Origin of the sequence: Azospirillum sp., assembly GCF_035627195.1 — a bacterium.
Classification (GTDB): Bacteria; Pseudomonadota; Alphaproteobacteria; order Azospirillales; family Azospirillaceae; genus Azospirillum.
This window is the reverse complement of record NZ_DASPMG010000090.1, coordinates 1-25,737: the sequence shown is the minus strand read 5'-3', so window position 1 is coordinate 25,737 and position 25,737 is coordinate 1. Positions and strand designations below refer to the sequence as shown.

The 25,737-nt window shown below is 71.1% G+C and carries 24 protein-coding genes and 1 pseudogene; 10 read left to right on the top strand and 15 right to left on the bottom strand.

Annotated elements, in window-relative coordinates; genetic code table 11:
- A pseudogene (locus VED21_RS08085) lies at nt 1-409 on the bottom strand (5-dehydro-4-deoxy-D-glucuronate isomerase); the annotation flags it as partial.
- A gap of 312 nt (nt 410-721) precedes the next feature.
- On the opposite strand from VED21_RS08085, the gene VED21_RS08080 reads away from it, so the two are divergent.
- Nucleotides 722-1,468, top strand: a complete 747-nt coding sequence (locus tag VED21_RS08080) for a GntR family transcriptional regulator (protein WP_324881821.1) — start codon at nt 722-724, stop codon at nt 1,466-1,468.
- 351 nt (nt 1,469-1,819) lie between these two features.
- On the top strand, nt 1,820-2,872 hold the full coding sequence (locus VED21_RS08075) for a GNAT family N-acetyltransferase (RefSeq protein ID WP_324881820.1): 1,053 nt from the start codon (nt 1,820-1,822) through the stop codon (nt 2,870-2,872).
- On the opposite strand, the gene VED21_RS08070 is transcribed toward VED21_RS08075, so the two are convergent.
- From VED21_RS08070 to VED21_RS08060, 3 genes are read right to left on the bottom strand one after another with little or no spacing between them, the layout of a single operon-like run.
- Entirely contained in the window at nt 2,847-4,808 is a 1,962-nt protein-coding gene (locus VED21_RS08070; RefSeq protein ID WP_324881819.1) for a methyl-accepting chemotaxis protein, read from the bottom strand. The genes VED21_RS08075 and VED21_RS08070 overlap by 26 nt on opposite strands.
- Before the next feature lie 48 nt (nt 4,809-4,856).
- On the bottom strand, nt 4,857-5,171 hold the full coding sequence (locus VED21_RS08065) for a cupredoxin domain-containing protein (protein WP_324881818.1): 315 nt from the start codon (nt 5,169-5,171) through the stop codon (nt 4,857-4,859).
- Between the two features lie 37 nt (nt 5,172-5,208).
- Nucleotides 5,209-5,916 (bottom strand): cytochrome-c peroxidase, encoded by a 708-nt coding sequence (locus VED21_RS08060; RefSeq protein WP_324881817.1) that lies wholly within the window; start codon nt 5,914-5,916, stop codon nt 5,209-5,211.
- Between the two features lie 171 nt (nt 5,917-6,087).
- Here VED21_RS08060 and VED21_RS08055 point away from each other — a divergent pair, with 171 nt between their 5' ends.
- From VED21_RS08055 to VED21_RS08040, 4 genes are all read left to right on the top strand, one after another.
- Nucleotides 6,088-7,773 carry a sensor histidine kinase gene (locus VED21_RS08055; protein WP_324881816.1) on the top strand — a complete coding sequence of 562 codons (1,686 nt, stop codon included), beginning with the start codon at nt 6,088-6,090 and terminating at the stop codon, nt 7,771-7,773.
- 112 nt (nt 7,774-7,885) lie between these two features.
- Nucleotides 7,886-8,398: a BLUF domain-containing protein gene (locus tag VED21_RS08050; protein WP_324881815.1), complete on the top strand. Its 513-nt coding sequence runs from the start codon at nt 7,886-7,888 to the stop codon at nt 8,396-8,398.
- A 238-nt stretch (nt 8,399-8,636) separates the two neighbouring features.
- Entirely contained in the window at nt 8,637-8,969 is a 333-nt protein-coding gene (locus VED21_RS08045; protein WP_324881814.1) for a hypothetical protein, read from the top strand.
- On the top strand, nt 8,966-11,407 hold the full coding sequence (locus tag VED21_RS08040; protein ID WP_324881813.1) for a methyl-accepting chemotaxis protein: 2,442 nt from the start codon (nt 8,966-8,968) through the stop codon (nt 11,405-11,407). The genes VED21_RS08045 and VED21_RS08040 overlap by 4 nt, the downstream gene beginning before the upstream one ends.
- 114 nt (nt 11,408-11,521) lie before the next feature.
- Here VED21_RS08040 and VED21_RS08035 read toward each other — a convergent pair whose 3' ends face one another.
- From VED21_RS08035 to VED21_RS08010, 6 genes are all read right to left on the bottom strand, one after another.
- Complete coding sequence (locus VED21_RS08035; RefSeq protein ID WP_324881812.1) at nt 11,522-13,216, bottom strand: methyl-accepting chemotaxis protein; 1,695 nt, start codon at nt 13,214-13,216, stop codon at nt 11,522-11,524.
- Nucleotides 13,217-13,330: 114 nt separating this feature from the next.
- Entirely contained in the window at nt 13,331-14,773 is a 1,443-nt protein-coding gene (locus tag VED21_RS08030) for a short-chain fatty acid transporter (protein WP_324881811.1), read from the bottom strand.
- A gap of 36 nt (nt 14,774-14,809) precedes the next feature.
- Nucleotides 14,810-15,466 carry a 3-oxoacid CoA-transferase subunit B gene (locus VED21_RS08025; protein WP_324881810.1) on the bottom strand — a complete coding sequence of 219 codons (657 nt, stop codon included), beginning with the start codon at nt 15,464-15,466 and terminating at the stop codon, nt 14,810-14,812.
- Nucleotides 15,459-16,121: a 3-oxoacid CoA-transferase subunit A gene (locus tag VED21_RS08020; protein ID WP_324881809.1), complete on the bottom strand. Its 663-nt coding sequence runs from the start codon at nt 16,119-16,121 to the stop codon at nt 15,459-15,461. The genes VED21_RS08025 and VED21_RS08020 overlap by 8 nt, the downstream gene beginning before the upstream one ends.
- A gap of 250 nt (nt 16,122-16,371) precedes the next feature.
- Nucleotides 16,372-17,835, bottom strand: coding sequence for a cytochrome c oxidase accessory protein CcoG (gene ccoG, locus VED21_RS08015; RefSeq protein WP_324881808.1), 1,464 nt, complete (start codon nt 17,833-17,835; stop codon nt 16,372-16,374).
- A gap of 208 nt (nt 17,836-18,043) precedes the next feature.
- The gene (locus VED21_RS08010; RefSeq protein WP_324881807.1) at nt 18,044-19,477 is read right to left on the bottom strand and encodes a PLP-dependent aminotransferase family protein; all 1,434 of its coding nucleotides are present in this window, start codon (nt 19,475-19,477) and stop codon (nt 18,044-18,046) included.
- 143 nt (nt 19,478-19,620) lie between these two features.
- Here VED21_RS08010 and VED21_RS08005 point away from each other — a divergent pair, with 143 nt between their 5' ends.
- Both VED21_RS08005 and sigJ read left to right on the top strand, forming a co-directional pair.
- Nucleotides 19,621-20,073 carry a carboxymuconolactone decarboxylase family protein gene (locus VED21_RS08005; RefSeq protein ID WP_324881806.1) on the top strand — a complete coding sequence of 151 codons (453 nt, stop codon included), beginning with the start codon at nt 19,621-19,623 and terminating at the stop codon, nt 20,071-20,073.
- Nucleotides 20,070-21,026: an RNA polymerase sigma factor SigJ gene (gene sigJ, locus VED21_RS08000; protein WP_324881805.1), complete on the top strand. Its 957-nt coding sequence runs from the start codon at nt 20,070-20,072 to the stop codon at nt 21,024-21,026. The genes VED21_RS08005 and sigJ overlap by 4 nt, the downstream gene beginning before the upstream one ends.
- Before the next feature lie 17 nt (nt 21,027-21,043).
- Here the strand turns inward: sigJ and VED21_RS07995 are convergent, their stop codons facing one another.
- The 3 genes from VED21_RS07995 to VED21_RS07985 are packed head-to-tail and all read right to left on the bottom strand — an operon-like array spanning nt 21,044 to nt 22,650.
- Nucleotides 21,044-22,003, bottom strand: a complete 960-nt coding sequence (locus VED21_RS07995; protein ID WP_324881804.1) for a pyridoxamine 5'-phosphate oxidase family protein — start codon at nt 22,001-22,003, stop codon at nt 21,044-21,046.
- A gap of 11 nt (nt 22,004-22,014) precedes the next feature.
- Nucleotides 22,015-22,368 (bottom strand): glutathione binding-like protein, encoded by a 354-nt coding sequence (locus tag VED21_RS07990; RefSeq protein ID WP_324881803.1) that lies wholly within the window; start codon nt 22,366-22,368, stop codon nt 22,015-22,017.
- Nucleotides 22,369-22,383: 15 nt separating this feature from the next.
- Complete coding sequence (locus VED21_RS07985) at nt 22,384-22,650, bottom strand: glutathione S-transferase N-terminal domain-containing protein (protein WP_324881802.1); 267 nt, start codon at nt 22,648-22,650, stop codon at nt 22,384-22,386.
- A 110-nt stretch (nt 22,651-22,760) separates the two neighbouring features.
- Between VED21_RS07985 and VED21_RS07980 the strand changes: the two genes are divergently transcribed.
- Entirely contained in the window at nt 22,761-23,672 is a 912-nt protein-coding gene (locus tag VED21_RS07980; RefSeq protein ID WP_324881801.1) for a LysR family transcriptional regulator, read from the top strand.
- Here the strand turns inward: VED21_RS07980 and VED21_RS07975 are convergent.
- Nucleotides 23,618-24,520, bottom strand: coding sequence for an EamA family transporter (locus VED21_RS07975; protein ID WP_324881800.1), 903 nt, complete (start codon nt 24,518-24,520; stop codon nt 23,618-23,620). The genes VED21_RS07980 and VED21_RS07975 overlap by 55 nt on opposite strands.
- 102 nt (nt 24,521-24,622) lie before the next feature.
- Here VED21_RS07975 and VED21_RS07970 point away from each other — a divergent pair, with 102 nt between their 5' ends.
- Entirely contained in the window at nt 24,623-25,513 is an 891-nt protein-coding gene (locus tag VED21_RS07970; RefSeq protein WP_324881799.1) for a LysR family transcriptional regulator, read from the top strand.
- A 14-nt stretch (nt 25,514-25,527) separates the two neighbouring features.
- Here the strand turns inward: VED21_RS07970 and VED21_RS07965 are convergent.
- The coding region (locus tag VED21_RS07965) for an SPOR domain-containing protein (RefSeq protein ID WP_324881798.1) at nt 25,528-25,737 on the bottom strand (210 nt) is incomplete at its 5' end.

The following is a 25,737-nucleotide window of genomic DNA, read 5'->3' as shown; positions in this document are numbered from 1 at the left end:
AGCGGGCGTGCGCGGGCGTGCTGTTCAGGTAGAACTTGGCCGGGTTGCGGCGGTCCAGGCTTTCGAAGCGCACATCGGCGCTGCCCTGCGCCACATAGAGCGCGTCGCGCGTGTCCAGCGCGAAGACGGCGCCGTCCACGGTGACGCGGCCGGGGCCACCGACGTTGATGACGCCCAGCTCGCGCCGCTCCAGGAAGGTCCTGGCGCCGATCTCCTTGGCCCCCTCCAGCGCCAGCGCCCCGGCCACCGGCATGGCGCCGCCGACGATGAAGCGGTCGATGTGGCTGTAGGTCAGCGCGATCTCGTCCGCCTGGAACAGCGAGGAAACGAGGAAGTGGTCGCGCAGCGTCTGCGTGTCGAAGCCGCGCACGGCATCCGGATGGGACGCGTACCGCGTGGTGATCTTCATGGCTGTGCCTTTCGTGTCCACGGCGGGAGCCGCGCTGCGGTCCCGCGGGAATCGGGTCGTGCCACCGCCGGCCGGAACGGGGGGCAAGAGCGCGGCCCCGTCGCCGTTCCACGCACCAAACCTCGATGGCGTTAAGGAAGCATACTAATATACTAGTACGCGATGCAAGCCCCTTCTGCGGCGCCCATGCGTTCGGTCAAAATGACGCACCGCTGTCATGCCGCCCCTGCACCACCGGCCGGTTTGATACGCTGCTCCGGATTAGTATATTAAGATGCACGCGGTGGAGCGCTGAACGACATGGCCGGTATCATGACGACGAGCACGGATCAGGAAGCCGCGAATGCGGGCCGGACGCGCCGGCGCGGACCGGCGAAGCCCGTTGCCCGCCCAGTGCAGCGGGGCGCCAGCGTCGCCGCCACCATCTACCGCGACCTGCGCGACGCCATCGTCTCGTTGCGCCGCGCACCGGGCGAACCGGTGGTGGAGAAGCAGATCGCCGAGGCCTACGGTGTCAGCCGCACGCCCGTGCGCGAGGCGGTGCTGAAGCTGGCCGACGAAGGGCTGATCGAGATCTTCCCGCAATCCGGCACCTTCGTCGCCCGCATCCCACTCTCAACCCTGCCCGAGGCCATCGCCATACGCCGCGCGCTGGAAGAGGCGACGGTGCGTTACGCGGCCGAGCGGGCGACCCGCAGCCAGATCGCCAACCTGCGGGCCAACCTGGAGCTGCAGCACGAGCGCGAAGCCGCCGGCGACCGCGAGGGCTTTCACGACGCCGACGAGGCGTTCCACGCGCTGCTGGCCGAAACGGCGGGCTACCCCGGCTTCTGGACGGTGACACAGCAGGTGAAGGTGCAGGTCGACCGTTACCGTCACCTGACGCTGCCGGTGGCCGGCCGCATCGGCAAGGCCATCGCCGAGCACGAGGCCATCGTCGAGGCCATCGCCGCCCACGACCCCGACCGCGCCGCCAGGGCGCTGACCGGGCACCTGGACGACCTGCAGCTGGCCATCGGCGACGCCCAGCGCGCCAACCCGCTGTACTTCACCACCTGACGCCGCCTTCCACCGCGTAATGGGGGTACGGACGGCGGCGCTTCGCCGTCCGTGTTAGTGCACATGCGCTTTACATAAGCATGTGTGGCTAGCGCATACTGCCGCGCCTTCAGACACTCACCCGCCCGGTGGGGAGTTTTTAAAAACCCCCGCGAATATCGCCTCTCAACCGATAACGAGTTGAGCGACATGACGCGCATCCATAGACATGGCACAAGACATGGCACATATCAGGCGGACCAGCGACCGAACCATCCATACGACGGCATAGAAACACTGACGGTCACCGATTTCGACGCGCTCCGCCGACACGTTCCCGCGTGGGACAGGCTCGCCGAGGAATCGCCCCAGATGATGCCGACCCTGCTGCCCGTCTGGATCGACGCCTTCCTGCAACACTGCATCCGCTCGACCGACCGCTGGTTCTGCAGCTTCGCCTACGCCGGTGAAAGGCTGGTCGGGGTGTTCCCCGTCATAACCGGACCGCACCGGATCCTCGGCCACCGCCACCCCGTGCTCCGCACGCCGTACGACGTGGACTCCAACTCCGGCGACATCCCGCTGGCCGCCGATCAGGCCGCGCCGGCGTTGCGCGCCCTGCTGGCGCAGACGCGCGCGGCCGTGCCCCGGCACGTCGGCATCGACATGAAGCACGTGCGCGAAAGCTCCCCGCTGGTGGCGGCGCTGCGGCAGGATCTGGACGGCTACCTCCTCCTTCCCGGCCCGGTCTCCAAGGGATCCGTCATCCGGTTCGCCCAGGCGCCCGGCGGTCGGGCGGTGGAGGTCAGCCGGAACCTGCGCCACAACCTGCGCCGCGCGCGCAAGCGGCTGGAGAGCCGGGGCGCGGTCGCCATCGAGATCCGCGACGGCGCCGCGGCCACCCCGGACTTCCTGCCGGAGTTCCTGGCCGTCGAATCCTCCGGCTGGAAGGGCCGGCGGGGGACCGCCATCGCCGTCAAGCCGGACGTGCGCGCGTTCTACACGGCGCTGGTGGAGAACCTGTGCGCCCAGGGGCGGCTGGAATGGCACATCCTGCGCGTCGGCGGCCGGACCGTCGCCGCCGGAATGGGGGTCCGCTGCGGAAGCTCCCTCATGCTGCCGAAGATCGGCTACGACGAGGACTACGCCGACGGCGATCCCGGCAACCTCCTGACGGACGCGGTGATCAAGAGCGCGCTCGCCCGCCCCGGCATCAGCGAGATCAACCACGTGAGCGACCAGACCTGGCATCGGCTGTGGCACATGGACCAGGACGACTACATCGACGCGACGCTGATCCGCCGAAACGCGCTGTCGATCCTGTTCCAACTCCTGCCGAAACGGCTCAAGACGGCTTTCCGGGACGTCCGCCAGCCAAAACCCGCCGCCGCGCCGCCGGCTACGCCGCCGCGCCCATCGGCGTGAGCGTGGCCACAAGGCCGTCGAAGGCGTCCAGGAAGGCCGGCATGGACGGCGCCGCCGCGTCGAACGTCACGTGCACGGCGCCGTCGGCCGTGCTGCTTACGATGAACGGGACCTCGGCGTTCAGCCGGTCCAGGCGCAGCGTGCCGGCGGCGCCGGCCGACAGCCCGTCGCCCCCCTCCAGCATGGCGCCACCGGCCGACAGGTCGGTCACGGTCACCGTGTGCCGCCGGCCCTGGGCGGTCACCGTGGCGGCCTCGCGGACGCGGTAGCGCGGCTGACGGCGCCGGTCGGCGGCGGTGGTGGAGGTGCGCACCACCCGCACCAGCACGTGGCGCAGGTCCTCGATGCTGCGCGCCATTTCGGCGGAGCTGCTGCGCACGTGCGCCGCCTGCGCACCGGTCAGGTCGGCGTCCTGCGACACGGCGGCGATGCAGGTCGTCACCTCCTGCGCGGCGGCCGAGGTGACGCCGACGTTCCGGTTGATCTCCTGCGTGGCGGCGGCCTGCTGCTCCATCGCCGCGGCGATGGCGTCGGAGATGCGGTCGACGTCGGCGATGGAGGCGCCGATGGCGGCGACGGCGGTGACGGCGCCGTCCGTGGCCTCCTGGATCTCGGCGATCTGGCGCTTGATCTCCTCGGTCGAGCGGGCGGTCTGGTTGGCGAGGTTCTTGACCTCGCTCGCCACCACGGCGAAGCCCTTGCCGGCCTCGCCCGCGCGGGCCGCCTCGATGGTGGCGTTCAGCGCCAGCAGGTTGGTCTGCCCGGCGATCTCCTGGATCAGGGTCACCACCTCGCCGATGCGGCCCACCGCATCCGACAGCGTGCGGATGGTGCCCTGGGCCTGGTCGCCGGCCTTCACGGCCTGCTGCGTGACGGCGCTGGAATGGGTGATCTGCGCGGAGATCTCCTGGATCGAGGAGGCCAGCTGCCCGGTGGCGACGGCCACCGTCTGGGCGTTGGCCAGTGCCTGCTGGACGGCGGCGGCGACGCTCTGGGCGTTGGCGTTGACCCGCTGGGCGGAGCTGGACATGATCTCGGCGTCCTTCAGCATCTCGCCGGTGTGGCGGGCCACCTCCTCCACCGCGCGGCTGGCCTCGCGCTCGACCGTCTCGGCCATGCCGCGCAGGGCCTTCTCGCGCTCCTCCTCGGCCTGGCGGGCCAGCGCCGCCTCGCGCTCGCGCTGCTCCAGCAGGCTGCACCGCATCTGGTCGAGCGAGCCCAGCAGTTGCCCCAGCTCGTCCGAGCGGTCGAAGGGACGGGGGTGCGTCAGGTCGCCGCCGGCGATGGTGCCGGCCAGCGACACCGCCTCCCCCAGGGCCGCCAGGATGTCGCGCGACAGGAACACGGCCAGCGCGATGCCCAGCAGCACGGTGGTGCCGCCGACGAGGATGGTCAGGTTGCGGGCGGTGTCGATCTGGCCCCGGCTGGACTCCATGAACTCGAAGCCGTAGGCCTTCGCCTCCTCCACGCAGATGTCGATCTTCTCGCGGATGGCATTCGCCATCGCCTCGATATCTCCGGCGGCCGGGCGCGGCCGGCCGTCGAACAGCGCGCCCACCCGCGCGTCCCAATCGCGGATCGCGGCGTTCACCGCTTCCACGTTCGCGCGCATGGCGGCGTCGGGCGCGCGGCTGGCGGCGACGCCCAAATCGTCGGCCAGCAGCGCCCGCGCGTCGGCGTAGCCGCGCCGCACCTCCTCCGGCACGGAGGCGCCGGTCCCCAGCGCCACGACCGCGAGGCGGCGCATCTCGCTGAAGTCGCTCTGCGCGGAGCGGGCGCCGTCGGTGGACTGCAGCACCTTGTCGTACATCACGACGGCGATCTGGCCGGTCATCACGACGTTGTAGAGCGCATACAGGCCGGCGATGCCCGACATCACCAGAAGGGCGATGAAGCCGCCGTACAGTTTGGCCCTGATGCTGTGGTGCGCGAGCATGGGAGGTTCCTTCAGGCGCGGGCGGACGCGGTGCCGTCGGCCGGCGGATCAGTTGGTGACGTGGATGCGCAGCTTCATGCTGGGGTGGATGGCGCACTGGACGTCGACGTCGCCCACCGCGTCGAACTTCACGTCGCTGGCCTCTCCCGGCTTCTGGGTCTTCACGTCGAAGGCGTTGCCGGGCGACTGCGAATAGACGTTGTGGGTGATCTGGTCCTTGTTGACGAAGCGGACGGTGTCCCCCTTCCGGATGGTGATCTCCGTTTCGGAGAACTTCTTACCCGCCTGCTCGACGGCGATCGTCTCGGCAAGGCAGGGCGCGCCGACCAGGGTCAGCGCGGCGGCGGCGAGAAGGATGCGCATGGGTCTGTTTCCCGTGTGACGGCGTTGGGTGATGTGGTCAGAAGCCCGGCGCCTGGGCCGGCACGGCCAGCGCGGGCAGGGCCACCGGCTCGGCGTCGCCGGTGAGCGTGAGCATGAAGGCGACGAGGTCGTTCTTCTCCCCGGCGGTGAGGTTGAGCGGCCGCATCTCGCCCGACAGGCTGGGGCGCGCGACGCCGCCCTTGTCGTAGTGCTCCACCACCGCGTTCAGGTCGGCCAGCGAGCCATCGTGCATGTACGGCGCCCGGCGCGCCACGTCGCGCAGGGTCGGCGTCTTGAAGGCGTGCTGCATGGACGTCAGCGGCACGAACTTGCCGCGCCCGATGTCGCCGTCCGGCAGGCCGACGTCGTGGAATCCGTGGTCGGTCAGGTTCCAGCCGGAATGGCAGGCAGCACAGTTGGCCTTGGTGTTGAACAGCACGAAGCCGCGCTTGGCCGCCGCGCCGATGGCCTGCTCGTCGCCCGCGATCCAGCGGTCGAACGGGGCCGTGGTGGAGACCACCGTCCGCTCGTAGGTGGCGATCGCCTTCGCCACGGTGGCGAGCGTGATGCCCTCGCCGGGGAAGGCCTGCTGAAAGGCGAAGCGATAGCCGTCGATCCGCGACAGCTTGGGCACCACGTCGGCCAGCTTCAGGTTCATCTCGTCGGCGGACTCGACGGGGCCGAGCGCCTGATCCTCCAGGCTGGTCTTGCGGCCGGCAATTTTATTCTTGCGTGCGCGTAGCACACCACGAAAGCCCAACGGCGGCCGGTCGTTGCGTCCCGGCGGGACCGGCAGCGACAATATGCCCTAAGACATATTCTCTTCGGACTAGCACTCTGCACGCCCGAACAGCATCGCGAGTCCCTTCCGCAACCCTGTTTCGCAGCGGAACCGCCAAACCATGACGGCCCAACCATGAGCGAAGTGACGGCGAACGGCCGTATGGACAGGCGCGGCGCGCTGGCGGCGTGCCGCGACTGGTGGCGCACGCGCTGGGTGCTGGTCGCCGCCATGGCGCTCACCGCCGCGGCGCTGGCCGGCGCCTACGTCTGGGCCGACGGCGTGCGGGCACGGTCGGCCGTTGCGGAACTGCGCGCGGAAGCCGCGGGTGCCGCCAGCGCCTTCGGCAGCAGCCTGTCGAACGCCGTCAACAACCGGCTGGCGCTGGTGCGCGGTCTCACCGCCTTCGTCACGGCGCAGGCGCCCGAGGGCCAGCTCGACACGGGGTTCCCGATGTTCGCCGACGCCCTGCGGGCCAGCATGGCGGGCATCCGCAACATCTCGGTCAGCCCGGATTTCGTGGTCCGGCTGGTCAACCCGGTGGCCGGCAACCAGAAGGTCATCGGCAACCACCTGCTCAACGACCCGCGCCCCGGCTTCGCCGACACGGTGCGCCGCGCCATCGAGACGAGGGAGGTCACCACCCACGGCCCGCTGCCGCTGATCCAGGGCGGCATGGGGCTGATCGCCCGGCAGGCGGTGTTCGTGGACGGCGCCGTCTGGGGCGCCGTCGGCGTGGTGCTGGATTTCCAGCCCATCCTGGACGAGGCCAACCTGACCTCGCTGGAGCCGCGCTACGCCTGGTCCATCCGCCGCAGCGACAAGGGCGTCGTCGCGGGCGACCCGGCCGTGTTCGTCATGGACCCGATCGTCGAGCGGATCGACGTGCCGGGCGGCGATTTGGAACTGGCCATCGCCCCGCATCGCGGCTGGGCCGCCACCGCCGACGCGGTGAACGAGCACTGGCTGTTCTCCGCCTTCTTCCTCGGCCTCGCCCTGCTGATCGAGCTGATCGTCTTCCTGGTGGCCGAGCGGCGCATCACGCTGGCCTCCCTGGTGGAGCGGCGGACCCGCGACCTGGAACTGGCCCGGCGCGAGGCCGACCGCAAGGCCGAGGAGCTGGCCGTCGCCAAGCGCGAACTGGAACAGTTCGCCTACGCCGCCGCGCACGATTTGCAGGAACCGGTGCGCGCCGTGGTCAGCTACACCCAGATGCTGGCGCGCCACCTCGGCGACCGCCTGGACGGCGAAGGGGAGGAGTACCTGCACACCGTGGTGGAAGGGGCCACGCGCCTGAAGGGCCTGCTGCGCGACGTGCAGCTGTTCATCGCCGAGGACCGGGCGCCTCTGCCCGACAGCCCGCAGCCGGCGGAGAAGGCGCTGGACGCCGCCCTGGCGGCGGTGCAGCACGCCATCGCGCACACCGGGGCGTCCGTCGTGCGCGCCCCGCTGCCTCCCGTCATGGCCGACGAACGGCGGCTGCGCGAGATGCTGGCCATTCTCATCGCCAACGCGCTGGAGTACCGCCATCCCGACCGCACCCCGGACGTGCGCATCGGCGCCCACCGGGAGGACGGCTTCGACGTGCTGACGGTCGCGGACAACGGCATCGGCATCGATCCCGCCTACCACGAGCGCATCTTCGAGGTGTTCCGCCGCCTGCACCCGCGCGACCGGCACCCCGGCACCGGCATGGGGCTGGCCATCGCCCGCAAGATGGCCGAACGGCTGGGCGGCGCCATCACGGTCCGCTCCGAGCCGGACAAGGGAAGCACCTTCGCCATCCGCCTGCCCGCCGCGGCCGAGGGCGCCGCCCCGTGAGCACGGCGCCGCGAACCCCGGCAAAAGACGCCCTCGCCTTCGGCACAGCGTGCTACAGTCCCTTCTGCCGGCCCACCGCGACGGGCCGTCACCGCCGGAAGGAGTTCCAGCCATGCTGACGCTCGTCTACCGCAGCGAGATGACGCAGTCCTTGTCGGCGAACCGGCTCGCGGAACTCTGCCTGCTCAGCGCGCGCAAGAACCAGAGGCTGGGCGTCACCGGGTTCCTCGTGCACTTCCACGGCATCTTCCTGCAGATTCTCGAAGGCCCGGCCGACGTGGTGGAGACGCTGTTCGCCACCATCGCCGCCGACGAACGGCACCGGAACGTCGACGTCCTGATGCGCGACGACAGCGAGGGCAAGCGCAACTTCGCCTTCTGGTCCATGAACCTCGGCCCGCTGGACGACGCCGGCTTCCGCGCCCGGGTTCTGCAGGGCGACATGTCCGGCCAGGAATTCGCCGCCCGCACCCGCGACCCCGACGGCGCGCTGGACCTGCTGATGCGGGCCTACACGGAGGCCTGCATCCTGTCCCACGTCGACCCGGCGGCGCACGACCTGACCAGCGGCACCATTCCCGCCTGGATCCTGCCGACGCACATGGCCCAGCATGCGCAGCCCTGACACGGCCACCGGGAAACAAAACAAGCAACGCAATAAAGATTCTTTACCAGCGCGGGCGAAGGATCTTTCAGCAATCCTTGCACACGGCTTGCCGCTGGCTTGGCCTGCGACAGAATGCCGCAGGGCGGCGCCTTCCCGTAAGCACTCGAAACCGTCATTATAACCATCGTCATATGAATACCGCCGTATGTGCGGCGGCACCGGACGCTCCATCCCCCTTCCGGAAGCGAGAACGCCCATGTCCGCGGACGTCCTGCCGGCCGAACGTCTCCTCGCCGCCCGGCGGCGGCGGTTCCAGGTGCAGGCGTTGCGCGACCTGCGGGTGGTGGAAAACAACCTTCAGGTCATGCTGTGGGCCGTCCGCAACGTCGAGGCCAGGATGCAGCGGATCGGGCGGATGTTCCGGCACGTCGGCGTCCGCCACGACGCCTATGCCGCGCTGATCGGGCGCTGCCAGGACGCGCTGCTCAGCACCGATCCCGACCGTATGGCCGAACTGCGCGACGGCATCGTGCGGACGCACGAAACCCTTCTCGCCAGCCCCTTCAACCGCCCCCGGAGTCCCCAATGAACGACACCAGCAGCGTCTCGGGCCGCTTCAAGGTCGGAACCCGCATCTACGCCGGGTTCGCCCTGGTCCTCGTGCTCCTGATCGTCCTCGCGGCGTCCGGGTACCGGGCCCTGGGCTCGGCCGAGCAGGCCTTCGACCGCTACGCCTCAATCTCCGACAACGCGGCGCGCGTGCTCGACATCGCCGCCGATGTCGGGCACATGCGGCGCGCCGTCGTCACCTTCTCGCTGTCCGGCGACCCCAAGGCGGTCCAGCAGGTGCAGGAGATCCAGCGCAGCCTGCGCCCGGCGCTCCAGGCGGCCGCGGCGGCGACGCTGGACCCCGAACGGCGGCGCGGGATCGAACGGATGACCACCCTCTTCGATTCCTACTCCACCCGCTTCACGCAACTGGTCGAGGCGCGCCGCCAGCGCGACCGGTTGCTGGACGAGCAGGTGAACCCCCAAGGCACCAAGGCGCGCGAGAACCTGACCCGCGTCATCGCCACGGCCATGGCCGACGGCGATGTGGAGGCGGCGGCGCTGGCCGGGCAGGCGCAGGAGAAGCTGATGCAGCTGCGCCTCACCGGTATGCGCTTCCTGGCCGCCCCGGACACCAGACAGGCCGCCGAGATGAAGACGCGCAACGACGACTTCAACGCCGTGATCAAGCCGCTGGCCGAACGCCTGCGCAATCCCGAGCGCAAGCGGCTGGCGGCGGAGGCCGACCGCATTTCCGACCAGTACGTCGAGGCGTTCGACCGGGTCGCCAAGCTGACCCTGGAGATCCAGGCGCTGGCCTTCGACACCATGGCGAAGGAGGGGGCGGAATTCGCCGACGTCACCGATCAGGTGGTGGCGGCCCAGGCGAAGGCGCGCGGCACCATCCTCGCCGACAGCCGGTCCTCCATGGACGTCACGCGCACCACCTCGCTGGCGCTGGGCGGCGGCGCGGTGCTGTTGGGATTCGTGCTGGCGTGGATCGTGGCGCGCTCCATCGTGCGCCCGGTCACCGACATGACCGGCGCCATGACGAAGCTTGCCGCCGGCGACCTTGCGGTGGCGGTCCCCGCGCTGTCCAACCGGGACGAGATCGGCGCCATGGCCAAGGCCGTGCAGGTCTTCAAGGACAACGCCATCGCCAAGCAGCGCATGGACGAGGCCGAGCGCGAGCGCCTGGAAGCCGAGCGCCGCGCCGAAGAGGCCCAGCGCGCCCGCGAGGCCGCCATCGGCCAGGAGATCGCCACCCTGATCGACGGCATCTCAAAGGGCGACCTCAGCCGCCGCATCGACCTCGCCGGCAAGGACGGCTTCTACAAGACCATGTCGGAGGGCATCAACCGCCTGACCGACACCGTCGAGGGCGTCATCGCCGACTTGGCGGAGGTCATGGGGGCGCTGGCCGGCGGCGACCTGAACAAGCGGCTGACGCGCGACTACCAGGGCGCCTTCCAGAGGCTGAAGGGCGACGTCAACGCCACCTCGGAGAAGCTGGCGGAGATCGTCGGCAACATCACCCGCGCCACCGAGACCATCGCGTCCGCCGCCAGCGAGGTGTCGCTGGGCTCCAGCGACCTCGCCGACCGCACGGAGCAGCAGGCCAGCAGCCTGGAAGAGACGGCGGCCAGCATGGAAGAATTGGGCGCCACCGTCCGCTCCAACGCCGACAACGCCCAGCGCGCCAACCGCATGGCCACCGACGCGCAGAAGGCGGCGGAGAACGGCGGCGCCGTCGCCGAATCCGCCATCGGCGCCATGAAGCGCATCGAGGACGCCAGCCGCAAGATCACCGACATCATCGGGGTGATCGACGAGATCGCCTTCCAGACCAACCTGCTGGCCCTCAACGCGGCGGTGGAAGCGGCACGCGCCGGCGACGCCGGCCGCGGCTTCGCCGTGGTGGCCCAGGAGGTGCGCCAGCTGGCGCAACGCTCCGCCCAGGCCTCCAAGGAGATCAAGTCGCTGATCATGGACAGCGACGGGCAGGTGAAGGAGGGCGTCGACCTCGTCGAGAAGGCGGGCGACGCGCTGGGCGGCATCGTGCAGTCGGTGCGCGAGGTGGCGAGCCTGATTTCCGAAATGGCGGCGGCGTCCGGCGAACAGGCCTCGGCGCTGGACGAGATCAACGCCACCGTGGCGCAGATGGACGAGATGACCCAGAAGAACGCCGCGCTGGTGGAGGAGACCACCGCCGCCGCCCAGGCGATGTCGGGGCAGGCGGACGAGCTGCGCAGCCTCGTCGGCTTCTTCCGCCTGGACGGCGCCGCCGCGCGCCCGGCGGCACAGCCGGCGGCCGCCTACCGTGCGCCCGCTCCGGCCGCGCGGACCACCACCCGGACCGCCGCCCACAAGCCGGCACCCAAGCCCGCCGCTCGCCCGGCGACGCCCAAGCCGGCGGCCCAGGGCAGCGTCCTGCAGCGCGCGGCGGACGGCAGCGACGACGACTGGAAGGAGTTCTGACGCAATGGGAAGCCCGTAGGTTGGGTTGAGCGCCAGCGAAAACCCAACATCGCAGCTTTGCGAACACGTTGGGTTTTCGGCTGCGCCTCAACTCAACCTACGGCTCCCTCTCCCTTACCCCTGCGCGCGAACCTCGACGACGAAGCTCTTCGCCGCGTCGGTGACGTGGTGCATCTGGTCCAGCATGGCGCCCAGTTCGGTGTACAGCTCCTCCGACCCCGCGCTGGCACGGTCGGCGGCGCTGGCGACGGAGCCGACGGCACCTTCCAGTTGGGTGACGCCCTGCGCCGCCGCCACCACGGCGCGGCTGATCTCGCCGGTCGCGGCGTTCTGCTGCTCGACCGCCGCGGCGACGGCGGAGCTGATGGTCTGCAGCTCGCGCACCACCTCGGCGATGCGGTTGATGTCGGCCGCCGCGACGCCGGTGGAGGACTGGATGGCGGCCACCTGGGCGGCGATCTCCTCGGTCGCCTTGGCGGTCTGGTTGGCCAGCACCTTCACCTCGCTCGCCACGACGGCGAAGCCCTTGCCCGCCTCGCCCGCACGGGCGGCCTCGATGGTGGCGTTCAGGGCCAGCAGGTTGGTCTGGCTGGCAATGTCGTTGATCAGGCGCACCACGTTGCCGATGCGGTCGGCACTTTCCACCAGCCCGTTGACCTTCACCACCGCCTCCCCGGCATGGCCGGCGGCCTTCTCGGCCACCTGGGAGGAGTTGCCGACCTGCCCGGCGATCTCGCGCACGGAGCCGGCCAGCTGCTCCACCGCCGCGGCGACGGTCTGCACGTTGTTCGACACCGACTGCGACGTGCTGGCGGCCGAACGGCTCTCGTCCATGTTGCGATGGGCGCCGTCCAGCAGGCCGCGCGCCGTGCCCTGCAGCCGGTCGGCCATGGCGCACACGCCGGCAAGCGCGGTGTCGATGGTGTTCTCGAAGCGGCACGCCACGCCGTCCAGCGCATCCCGCCGCTGTGCTGCGGAGCGGCTTTCCAGCGCCGCGCTTTCGGCTTCAAGCTTGCGCTGCGCGGCCCGGCGTTCCTTGAAGGTGGTGAGGGTGCGGGCCATGTCGCCGATCTCGTCGCGGCGCCGGCACTCGGGCACGTCGACGCTCAGGTCGTCCTCGGCCAGCCGCACCATGGCGGCGCGCACGTGCGACAGCGGCAGCGCGATGCCGCGCGCCACCACCCAGCCGATCAGCAGGCCGAAGGCGCCCAGGCCGGCCACCACCATGCCGAACACCGTCATCATTTCGGTGAACTCGGACCGCAGGTCGTCGGTGTAGACGCCGGTGCCGATGACCCAGTCCCACGGCTTGAAGTGGACGGAGTAGCTGAGCTTCTCGTAGGTCGGCCCCTGCGGGTCGTTGGCGCGCGGCCATTCATAACGCACGAACTCCGGCACCGGGGCCAGCGCGCCGCGCACCGCCTCGCGGATCACGTAGACGCCGTTGCGGTCGCGGATCTCGGCACCGCTGTTGCCGATCAGCTTGGGGTTGGCGTGCATGACGTTGATGATCCGGGAGGTCCAGATCCACAGGTACTCGCCGCCGTTGTAGCGGATGGCGCCGATGGCGGTCTTGGCGCGGTCCTTCGCCTCATCCTCGGCCAGGGCGCCGTCCTGCGCCAGCGTGTGGTAGCGCGTGGCGATGGCGCCCGCGCTCTCGGCGATGAAGCGGACACTGTTCATGCGCTGCTCGACCAGGGCGCGGTTGACGAAGTGCCCGCCCACCGCCGCCACGAGCCCGGCGGCGATGACGGAGAGCGAGGCGAGGAACCCGATGCGCCAGCGCAGGGGGAGGTCGGACAATCGCATGGCGTTCCTCCATGGAACGGAAGTGCAGGAAGGTGATGGTGAAAGGGTGGAGAGGCACGGCGGGGACCGGTGCGGACACCGGTCCCCTTTCGCGTTCGGTCGCTGGCGTGCGGATCAGAGCGTGTAGGCCAGGATCCACAGGAGGAAGAGCACCAGCGGCACGTGGACGATCAGCTGCGTGAAGCAGAAGCCCACGATGTCGCGCGCCTTGAGGCTGAGGACGCCCAGCAGCGGCAGCATCCAGAACGGGTTGATCAGGTTCGGCAGTGCCTCGGCCGCGTTGTAGACCTGCACCGCCCAGCCCATGTGCGCCTTCAGGTCGGCGGCGGCCTGCATGACGTACGGCGCCTCGATGATCCACTTGCCGCCGCCCGACGGGACCAGGAAGCCCAGCACCGCCGAATAGATGCCGATGACCACCGGGTAGGTGTGCACGTTGGCGATGCCCACGAAGATGCTGGCCAGATGGTGGGAGATCGACATCCCGTCGGCCCCGTTGACGGCGGTCAGCATGGTGGCGATGGCGCCGTACAGCGGGAACTGGATCAGCACGCCGCCGGCCGTCGGCACCGCCTTGGTGACCGCGTTCAGGAAGCTGCGCAGGTTCCAGTGCAGCAGCACGCCCAGCATCAGGAAGACGAAGTTGTAGGTGTTGAGGTTCGAGATGACCAGCAGCGGGTCCTTGCTGCTGAATTCCGCGTACAGGAAGCCCGACGCCAGCACGACCAGCAGGATGGGCAGCACGGGGCTGTACTCGAACCACTCGCCGGGGCGGGTCATTTTGGGCGCCGCCTCATGCTTTTCCGAGACGTCGACGCCGAAGTCGGCGGCGGTGCGCACGAAGCGGTCGGCCGGGGCGGAGTAGTAGGCGATCGCCACCGACGCCGCGAAGATCAGCCCGCCCATGACGATGGACTGCCACAGGAAGATGGTCTGGCTGAGCGGGATAACGCCGGTGATGTCGGAGATCGACTTCGGCAGGCTGGCCGGGTTCGCCTGCAGCATGGCCGCGGACGAGCTGAGGCCCAGCGCCCAGGTGGCGCCCAGGCCGAGATACGCGGCGGCACCGGCGGCGCGGTAGTCCATGCGCAGGTCGACGCGGCGCGCCAGGGCCCGCACCAGCAGCGCGCCGAACACGAGGCTGAGCGCCCAGTTGAAGTAGGACGCCGCCATGCTGACGAAGGCCACGAAGGCCACCGCGCCGCGCCCGGTCTGCGGGAAGCGGGCGATCCATTCGATCAGCCGGGTGGCGGGGGGCGAGCTGGCGACGACGTAGCCGGTGATCGCCACCATCGCCATCTGCATGGTAAAGGGGATCAGCGTCCAGAAGCCGGCGCCGAAGCCCTTGGCGATCGCCACCGGCGTGGCGCCGGTCGCCAGGTTGCCCAACGCCACCGCCAGGACCGCCAGCACCACGAAGACGAAGGCGTCCGGGAACCACTTCTCGGCCCATTCGGTGAAGCCGATGGCCAAGCGCGCGAGCCGGCCCTGTTCCTCCGGGGCCGCGTCGGCGGCCGCGTTCCGGCCGCCGAGGTCGCTGTGGGTGATGTGTGCCATGGTTTGGAACCCCTTTCAGGGTGAAGGTCCGGGGTATCAGAGGCCGAGCGGCATGACCGGGACGTTCGCGGGGATGATGAGTTCGGCTTCGGTCGCCTTGATCACGTCGTCGATGGAGACGCCGGGCGCGGTCTCGCGCAGGACGAGGCCTTGGTCGGTCGGCTCGATGACGGCAAGGTCGGTGACCACCAGCGCCACGCGGCGGACCGAGGTCAGCGGCAGCGAGCAGCGCTTGACGATCTTCGACTCGCCCTTGGCCGCGTGGACCATGGCGACGATCACGCGCTTGGCGCCGGAGACGAGGTCCATGGCCCCGCCCATGCCGGGCACCATCTTGCCGGGAACCATCCAGTTGGCCAGCCGGCCTTCCTGGTCCACCTGCAGGCCGCCCAGGACGGTGACGTCCAGGTGGCCGCCGCGGATCAGGCCGAAGGACAGGGCGCTGTCGAAGGACGCGGCCCCCGGCACGGCGCCGATCGGGCTGCCGCCAGCGTCGGTCAGGTCGTCGTCCGCCAAGCCTTCCTCGGGCAGGGCCTGCATGCCGACGATGCCGTTCTCCGACTGGAAGAAGACGTTGATCCCGTCCGGCAGGTAGCGCGCCACCAGGGTGGGCAGGCCGATGCCGAGGTTGACGAGGTTGCCGTCGCGCAGTTCCAGCGCCACGCGCCGGGCGATCAGGGTTTTCTCATCCATGGCGGCGCTCCTTGGCGACCAGGCAGTCGACCAGCACGTTCGGCGTGACGACGGAATCGGGCGGGATGACGCCCACGGGCACGATGTCCTCGGCCTCGGCGATGACGGTCGCGGCGGCCATGGCCATCAGCGGGTTGAAGTTGCGCGCGGTCAGCGCGTACTCCAGGTTCCCGTAGTAGTCCGCGCGCTTGGCCTTGATCAGCGCGAAGTCGGCCTTCAGCGGCTTTTCCAGGAGGAAGAGCTGCCCGTCGACCTCGACGGTCTGCTTGCCCTCTTCCACCACCGTGCCGATACCGGTGGGGGTCAGCACGCCGCCCAGGCCGAAGCCACCGGCGCGCACCCGCTCGGCCAGGGTGCCCTGCGGCACCAACTCGACCTGCAGGTCGCCCTCGATCATCTGCTTCTGGGTTTCGGGATTGAGGCCGATGTGGCTGGCGATGACGCGCGTCACCTGCCGGTTGACGATCAGCTTGCCGATGCCGACGCCCGGGCGGGCGGTGTCGTTGGCGATGATTGTCAGGTCGCGCTTGCCCTGGCGGACCAGCTCGTCGATCAGGCGCGGCGGGGTGCCGACGCCCATGAAGCCGCCGATCATCAGGACCGCGCCGTCGGGTATCGACGCGACGGCGTCTTCGAGTTCACGCACTTTGCTCATGGCGTTCCCCTTTTTGGGGCGGGAGGTATGGGCCTGACGGGGCCGGCGCGATGGCCCCGGCGGCTTTCCCAAGGGGTTGAGCAAAGGGTGTGCCAGCGCCGGGGACGTTGGTGTGCGGGGCTTTCGGCGTATGTCGTCCGGCGAAGGGTGCGCAGCTTTGTGCGCGCTGCGCAGATTCTTGCGCAGCTGGGGAGGTGCAGGCTGGCGCTTGGCGCCAACCTGCGTGACCTCGCCGATTGTATGGATTGTGTCAGGGAGCCAGGAACACCGTGCTCGCCTGACGCACGCTACCGTCGGACGCGCCGGCCAGGGTCACCGCCAGCGGCGTGGAGCGGGCAGTGATGACACCGGCGGGAACGCGGACGTGGATGCGGTAGGTCTGCACGCTGTCGGCCGCCGCCGGCAGTTCCAGCGCACCGCCCTCCGGCGCCGCCGCTCCCACGGCCGTCACGGTGGCGCCGGGAATGCCGGCCACGGTCAGGCGGTAGGTCTCCGCCCGGCGCGCCATGTTGGAGATCTTGACCGTGTAGCTGTTCTGCACGCTGCCGTCGGACAGGGTGACGAACAGTGGCGCGCGGTCGCGCAGCACGGCAACGTCCACATCCGGGCGCAGCAGCAGGCCCGCCGCCATCACGGCGGTGACGGTGACCAGCATCAGCGCGTAGACGATGGTGCGCGGACGCACCAGCCGGTAGGGGGCCGGCGCGCGCGACGCCGCCTTGGCGGCCTGCGCCGCCTGCGTGTCATAGCGGATCAGCCCGCCGGGACGGCCGATCCGGGCCATGACGTCATCGCAGGCGTCGATGCACAGGCCGCAGCTGATGCAGTCCATCTGCAGCCCGTCGCGGATGTCGATCCCAGTGGGGCAGACGTGCACGCACGCCCCGCAGTCGATGCAGTCGCCCAGGCCCTCCGCCTTGCGCAGTTCCCAGCCTCGGTCCTTGCGCAGGGGTGCGCGGCCCTCGCCGCGCCAGTCCTGGTAGGTGACGACGAGGCTCTCGTCGTCCAGCATGGCGGCCTGGATGCGCGGCCAGGGGCAGACGTACAGGCACATCTGCTCGCGCATCAGGCCGGCCATGGCGTAGGTGCAGGCCGTCATGAACAGCATCCAGCCCAGCGCCAGCGGCGACGCCTCCAGCCGCCCGGCATCGGCCAGGAAGCCCGGCGCGTCGATGAAGTAGAGGATGGCGGTGACGCCGGTGACCGCCGCGACCAGCAGCCAGACGGCGTGCTTGGCCGCCTTCTTCAGGAACCACGCGGCGTCGCGCGGCCCCTTGTCCAGGCGGATGCGGGCACCGCGATCGCCCTCGATCCATTCCTCGGCCAGGACGAACAGGTCGGTCCACACCGTCTGCGGGCAGGCGTAGCCGCACCACACGCGCCCCGCCAGCGTGGTCGCCAGGAACAGCCCGAGTGCCGCCAGGATCATGGCGCCGGTCAGGTAGTAGATGTGCTGCGGCCACAGCGCGAGGCCGAACAGGTAGAAGCGCTGGCCGTCCAGGTCGAACAGCACCGCCTGGTCCGGCACGCCCGGCCCGCGGTCCCAGCGCAGCCACGGCAACACCACGTAGAGCGCCAGCAGCACCGCGGCGATCAGCCACTTCATCCGCCGGAACCGGCCGCGCACGGCCTTGGGGTGGATCTTCCGGCGCGAAACGTAGAGCGGGGCCGGGGCGGGTGCGGCGGAGGCCGGGGACCGGGCGAGTGTCTGCATGGCATGCCTTCCTGGCTGATTGCAGGCGGCAATGTATGCATTCAATGTGAGGCAAGCAACGCGAATTGCATGCATTGCGGCGCGATGCCGCAGCCTAGTGGCGGGCTTTGTAGGTTGGGTTGAGCGCCAGCGAAAACCCAACGTCTCCGCAGTGCCAGCGGTGTTGGGTTTTCGCTGGCGCTCAACCCAACCTACGAAACCCCGATGTTCAAATGATCACGCCGCCCGCGGCGGGGAGCTGGTCGAGGGTGTCGGCGATGGTCTCCAGCACCCGCCGGGTCTCGTCGCGGCCGGCCATGGCGCCCAGGCAGATGCGCAGGGCGTCCGGCGCCTCGGGCGTCGTGGCGAAGGCGTCGCTGGCCACCGTGGCGATGCCGCGGGTGCGCAGGTGGGCGGCGAACTCGCCGCGCGACCAGGGCTCGCGCAGGCGCAGCCAAAGATGGAACGCCTCGGGCTTGGTCACGACGGCGTCGGCCGGCAGGATCGCCTCGGCCAGCGCGCGGCGGGCGGCGGCTTCCGCCCGCACGGCACCCAACACGGCGGCAGCGGTGCCGTCGGCGATCCAGCGCCGGGCGACCGCCGCGGTCAGCGGCGACGCCATCAGCGTGGTCGCCCGCTGCGCCGCCGCCACGCGCAGCGCCTGCCGCGCGTCGGGCGCCACCAGATAGGCGATGCGCAGCATCGGCGACACGCACTTCGCCAGCCCGGCGACGTGGAACACGATGTCCGGCGCCAGCGCCGCAAGGGGCGGCGGCGGGTCGGCGGGCAGCGGGCCGTAGATGTCGTCCTCGATGATCGGAACGCCGTGCTCCCGCGCCGCCGCGACCACGGCCCGGCGCCGCTCCGGCGGCATGGTGGCGGTGGTCGGGTTGTGCAGGGTCGGGATGAGGTACAGCGCCTTCGGCCGGTGCCGGGCCAGTGCGGCGCGCAGCGCGTCCGGGTCGATGCCGTCGGCGTCCATGGGCACGCCCGCGATGCGCAGGCCCAGCTGCGCCGCCACCGCCTTGAAGCCGGGGTAGGTCAGCGCCTCGACACACACCGTGTCGCCCGGCCGGGCCAGCGCGGTCAGCAGCGCCAGCAAGGCGCCCTGCGTGCCGGGGGTGACCAGCAGCCGCCCGGCCGCCACGCCGGGCAGGCGCGGCGCCAGCCAGGCGGCACCCGCGGCGCGGTCCTCCATCCCGTCGCCGGCGCCGGGGTAGTGCAGGACGTCGGCCATGCCCAGGTCGGCGGCGGCCGCGGCGATGCCCGCGCGCAGGCGCTCCAGCAAGGCCGGCGCGTCGGGCAGCGGCGGCTGGTTCATCGTCATGTCGACGACGCGCGGCACGGCCGGCGCCGTCGGCGCGCTGCGCTCTGCCGGGGCCGGTGCGGCGGAGGCGGGGGCGCGGACGAAGGTGCCCTGCCCCACCCGCGCGTCGACCAGCCCGCGCCGGCGCGCCTCCAGGTAGGCGCGGCTGACGGTGGTGAAGTCGATTCCCAGGCGCTCGGCCAACTGGCGCTGCGGCGGCAGCCGCTGGCCGGGCAGCAGCGTCCCGGCGCCGACATCGGCGGCGATGGCGTCGGCGATGGCCAGGTAGACCGGCTTGTCCCGGTTGGCGATCCGGGGGCACCAGGAGCCTTGCCGGGCATCGTTCGCGCTGCTCACTCGATCCACTCCGGGCCACACCGAATGTGGGTATTGTATGGACCGCCGGACGGCAACGCGCAAATTTTTTTCGCCGCAGGAGTCACACGGCCGGGGGGCTGCCTCGTCTTGGGTGCGACGACCCTGCAAGACACGGAGTTTCCATGCAGACCCGCTTCCACCCGAAGACCGAGGCGCCGGCCCTGATCGACACCCTGCTGACGCTGCGCGGCCAGCTGACGGCCGGTACCGTCCCGGCCGGCCTGATGCACCTGATCGACCTGCGCGCCTCGCAGATCAACGGCTGCCACTACTGCATCCGCCTCCACACCGGCGAGGCCCGGCGCGACGGCGAGACGGCCGACCGGCTGGAGCAGCTGGCGACCTGGACCACCAGCGACACCTTCACCCCCGACGAACGCGCGGCGCTGGCCTGGACCGAGGCGCTGACCCGTGGCGCGCCGTCCTCGGCGATCGACCGGCTGCACGGCCAGCTGCGCGCCCATTTCGACGACCTGCAGGTGGCGGAGATCACCATGTGCGTGGCCGCCATCAACGCCTGGAACCGCATCGGCATCGCCTCCTACCGCGAGGCCGAGCCGGCAATCGCCGGATGACCGGCACCGCCGTGCACGGTACGCTGCCCGGCATGACCGGGAACGCCGCCGCCGCGCCGAACGCCAGCCGGAACGCCGCCGGGGAAGCCTTCGCGCGCCTCCGGCGGCGACTGCGCGCGCTCGCCTACCGCATCGTCGGCAGCGTCGCCGACGCCGACGACATCCTGCAGGACGCCTATTTGCGCTGGCACGGCGTCGATCCCGCCACGGTCCGCTCGCCCGAGCAGTACCTGACGGCCACGGTCTCGCGGCTGGCCATCGACCACCTGCGCTCCGCCCGCGTGCGGCGGGAGTTCTACGTGGGCGAATGGCTGCCCGAACCGTTCGTCGAGGCGTGGGAGGACGGGCCGGACGCGGCGGTGGAGGCGGCGGGCGACCTGTCGGTGGCCTTCCTGCTGCTGCTGGAGCGGCTGCCGCCGGACCAACGCACCGTCTATGTCCTGCGCGAGGCCATGGACCTGCCCTTCGAGGAGATCGGCGCCATCCTGGAGAAGACGGCCATGGCCTGCCGCCAAGCCTACCGCCGGGCGCGGGAGCGGATCGGCGGCCCGCCGCGCTACGACGCCGACCGGGCGCGGTCCCAGGCCGTCGCCCACGCCTTCCAGGCGGCCACCGCGCAGGGCCGCTATGAGGAGCTGGTGGCGCTGCTGGCCGACGAAACGGTGCTGGTGGGCGACGGCGGCGGCAAGGTGCGCGCCGCCCTCAACCCCATCCATGGCGCGGATCGCGTGGCGCGCTTCCTGGTCGGCGTGCTGGGCAAGCCCGGCCGCGAACTGGTGCCGCTGCCCGGCACGGTCAACGGCCAGCCGGGCTTCGCCCTGCTGATCGACGGCCGGCGCCACGGGGTGATGGCGCTGGACATCCGCGACGGCCGCATCGCCGCGCTGTACCACGTCGCCAACCCCGACAAGCTGCGCCACCTGCCGGAGGATGGTCCGCCCGGCGCCGTCTGAACCGGGCGGACCGCCGCCTACCGGCTGCCGGGGCGCGCCAGTTCCGGGGCCGGTTGCGGCGCCGACCAGCGCAACGGCACGGCGTCGGCCAGGAAGACGCCGCCGGTGACGCGCACGCGCAGCAGCCGCTCCGCCCCGGCGAAGGCGGCGAGGTCGGGACCGTCCCAGATCACCTCCGCCTCCCCCGCCAGCGACAGCAGGCCGCCCTCGGCGAAGTCGATGAACAGCAGCCCGGCCCGCGGAGTCAGCGCCAGATTGCCGAACGTGTTGAAGAACAGGTTGCCGCGGAAGTCCGGTACGGTCAGCACCGTGCGGCCGCCCTCCTCCCCCACCCGGACGAAGCCCGGCGGGCCGCCACGATGCGACACGTCGACCGTCCCGGCCGCGGCGGACGCGATGAAGAAGGTGTCGGACCCGGCGATCAGCGCCCGCGCCGCGGGCGACAGCAGCGCGCCCTCCCCGACGGCGACCGGCTGGGGGGTGCCGCCGGTTGCCGCCGGCTCGCGCGCCTGGATGTACTGCGGGCAGTTGCCGAAGCTCTGCCCGACGCGGACGGTGAAGCCGCCGTTATCGGCCACGGTGATGCGGCCGTTCATGCGGTTGCGCCGCCGGGTCTCCAGCTGGATGCCGAGCAGCCCGGCCTCCGCTCCGGCGGTCAGCCGGCCGTGCAGCGGGTCGCCCGGAACCGGATGCGCGCCGATCACCAGCGTGTGCGGGTCCGGCGATGCCACGAATCCCGGATGCCCGGTGACGATGGACGCCCGCGGCCAATCCTGGCCGTCGAGCGCGCCGACGATCAGGAAGGGCAGCTTGGTGAACAGCTCGCGGTGCTGGTCGGGCATCGCCTCGCGGATGCCGCGCCGGCCGCTCCGCTCGATCCGGTCGCGCACGCCGGCCCGCTCCTGAAGCAGGCGCTCCCCGGCGTGGAAGGGCGACTCCTCCCGGCTCCAGCCCGGAGGCGGTTGGAGAATGGTCATGTCACCCTCCGTTACGCCGCGGCGGGGACGGGCGTGCGCCGCATGGGCACGAAGCCGGGCAGCGCCTCGATGCGCGCCAGCCAGCCGCAGATGCTCGGATAGCCGTCCAGCGGCACGCCGCCCTCCGGCGCGTGCGCCGTGTAGCTGTACAGCGCCACGTCGGCGATGGTCGGGGCATCGCCCACCAGGAAGGCGCTGCCGGCCAGATGCCGGTCCAGCGTGGCGAACAGCTGGTGCGCGATGCCCTTGGTCCGCTCGTGGTCGAGGGCGGCGCCGAACACCGTCACCAGCCGGGCGGACGCCGGGCCGGACGCCAGCGGACCGGCGGCAACGGACAGCCAGCGCTGCACCTGCGCCACCGCCACGGCATCGCGCGGCAGTCAGCGGCCCGTGCCGTCGTAGCGCAGCGCCAGATACACCAGGATGGCGTTGCTGTCGGCCAGCGTCACGTCACCGTCCTCGATCACCGGCACCTGCCCGAAGGGGTTCTTCGCCAGGAACTCCGGCCGCTTGTGGGCGCCGGCCCGCAGGTCGACGTCGACCGGTTCGCAGGGCAGGCGCAGCAGCGACAGCATCAGTTCCACCCGGTGCGCGTGGCCGGACAGCGGGTGGCGGTGAAGCCGGATGGGATGGGCGGGAGCGGTCATGGCCGGTGTCCTTCTCGGCGGTGGTCGGTAAACGAGACGCTACTCATTTCACCGGCGGGCGATAATCCACAGCGTTGACAACGCACCATGCCACTGGCTGAAATAATCCCATGGACCATCTGACCGCCATGCGGGTGTTCGTCGCCGTGGCCGAGGAAAGCGGGTTTGCGCCCGCCGCCCGGCGGCTGGCCATGTCCACCCCCAGCGTCACGCGCGCCGTCGCCGCGCTGGAGGACCGCATCGGCGCCCGCCTGCTGCACCGCACGACGCGGGTCGTGCGGCTGACCGACGCCGGGGCGCGCTACCTGGACGACTGCAAGCGCATCCTCCACGACATCGCCGAGGCGGAGGCTTCGGCCGCCGGCACCCATGCGGAGCCGCAAGGGGAGCTGACGGTCACGGCGCCCATGGTGTTCGGCCGCCTGCACGTGGCCCCGGTGCTGGCCGACTTCCTGGATCACCACCCGCGGGTGACGGCGCGGCTGCTGCTGCTCGACCGCGTCGCCGACCTGATGGAAGAGGGCATGGACGTGGCGCTGCGCATCGGTCCGCTGCCGGACTCGGCGTTGCGGGCGGTGCGGGTCGGCACGGTGCGCCGCGTGGTCTGTGCGGCACCGGACTACCTGGCGCGGCATGGCGTGCCGCGACGGCCGGCGGACCTCAACCGCTTCGACGTGGTGGACTTCTCGCCGGCCGGAATCGGACGGGGCTGGAGCTTCCCCGACGGCGCCGCGGTGGAGACGGTGACCCCGCCCGCCCGGCTGGTCGTCAACACCGCCGATGCCGCGATCGCCGCGGCGGTCGCCGGGCGCGGGCTGACGCGCGTCCTGTCCTACCAGATCGCGGCGGAGGTGCGGGTTGGGAGCCTCACCGTCGTCCTGTCCGATTTCGAACCGCCGCCGCTGCCGGTGCAGATCGTCCATGGGGAGGGCCGGCGCACCTCGGCCAAGGTCCGGGCCTTCGTCGACTACGCCGTCACGCGGCTGCGCGCACTGCTGGAACCCGACCGGTTCGCGGTCTGACATCCGGCCTGCACCCGCTGGCTCAGCCACACGCTGCCCAGCGCCACGGCCATGCCGGCGACCTGCCAGGGCGTCAGCGTCTGGCCCAGCAGCATCCAGCCCAGCAGCACCGCCGTCACCGGGCTGAGGAAGCCCAGCGACGCCACGGCCCCCGGCTCGATCCGCGCCACCCCGCGGAACCACAGGATGTAGGTCAGCGCAGCACCAACCAGCCCCAGGTAGGCCAGGCCGAGGACGTTGCCCTGGGTCAGCGCCGGCAGCGCCGGTTCCGTCCACAGCGCGACGGGCAGCAGCAGGACGCCGCCGGCCGTCAACTGCCACGCGGTGAAGGTCAGCGGCGAGACGGGCGGCTGCCAGCGCCGGCTGAGCACCGTGCCGAAGGCCATGGACACCGCCCCGGCCAGCGCCGCCAGGACGCCGGCCGTGTCCAGCGCCGCGCTGGGCTTCAGCACCAGCAGCGCCACGCCGGCCATCCCCGCCGCGGCCGCCGCGACGGCCAGCGGGCGCACCGGCGAACCCAGCAAGGCGCCTGCCAGGAACAGGACGATCAGCGGTTGCACCGATCCCACCGTGGCGGCGACGCCGCCGGGCAGGCGGTAGGCGGCGACGAACAGCATCGCCCAGAAGAAGGCGAAGTTCAGCGCCCCTAGCAGCAGTGCCCGCGCCCACCAGATCCCCTGCGGCAATTGCCGCACCAGCACGAGCAGGAGGAGCCCGGCCGGCAACGCCCGCAGCATGGCCACCGTCATCGGGTAGCCGGGCGGCAGCAGTTCCGTGGTGACGATGTAGGTGCTGCCCCAGATCGCCGGGGCCAGCGCGGTCAGAAGCAAATCGGTGCGGCGTGCCATGGTGTCGCCTCGCAGGGGATGGTGCCGCCGAGGTTAATTGCTTTCCAAGTGCGCGATAATGCATCGTTCCATGGCGATACTCTTCACCTGTGGTGGATGATCATGGACCGCCTCACCGCGCTGGGCGTCTTCCGCAAGGTCGTCGAGCTGGGCAGCTTCGCCGAGGCGTCGCGGCACCTGCGCCTGTCGCCGGCCGCCGTCAGCAAGAACATCGGCGAGCTGGAGGCGCATCTCAACGTCCGGCTGCTCAACCGCACCACGCGGCGCATGAGCCTGACCGACGCCGGGGCGCGCTATTACGAGCAGATCGCCCGCGCCCTGGACGACCTCGCGGAGGCCGACCGGTCGCTGGGGCCGCTCCAGCACGTGCCCGCGGGCCTGCTGCGCGTCACGGCGCCGATGACGATGACGCTGACCCTCTTGTCCTCGGAGATCCCGGCGTTCCTGGACCGCCACCCCGGCCTGTCGCTGGATTTGAACCTGGACGACCGCCGGGTCGACATCGTGCGGGAGGGCTACGACCTCGCCATCCGTGGCAGCGACAGCCTGGAGGATTCCAGCCTGATCGCGCGCAAGCTGATGACCGTGCGCAACGTGGTGTGCGGGTCGCCCGCCTATTTCGAACGCCGCGGCGTGCCGGCGGAACCGCCGGAACTGGCGCGGCACGGCTGCATCCAGTTCTCCCTCTCGGGCCACGCAAACGAATGGACGTTCCGCAACGGCGACCGCACGGTCCGCGTGCCAATCGACGGGCGCTACAAGGTCACCTCCAGCCTTGCCGTGCGGGACGCGCTGCTCGCCGGCTTCGGGCTCAGCCTCATCCCGTGGCCCTACGTCCGGGCGGATGTGGAGCAGGGCCGCCTGCGCACGGTGCTGGACGACTGGGCGGCGGTGGAGACGTCGCTCTACGCCGTCTACCCGTCCCGCCGCCACCTGGACGCCAAGACGCGCGCCTTCCTGGATTTCGTGGGCGAGGTGCTGGGCGGCGGGTAAGAACCGCCCGCCCGCTACGCCCCCGGCGCCACGACGAAGCAGGCCATGCCCTGTCCGGACAGGCTGGCGCAGGCGGTCGCCGCGTCCTGCTGGGACAGGCCGGACAGGCGGGCGCGGTACAGCGGGCCGGACTGCGTGTCGACCGGCAGCACCACGTGCTGCGCGCGCGCCAGCAGGCCGCCGGGGGCCGAGCGGCGCGCCCGGTCGATCACCCGCGCGCTGTC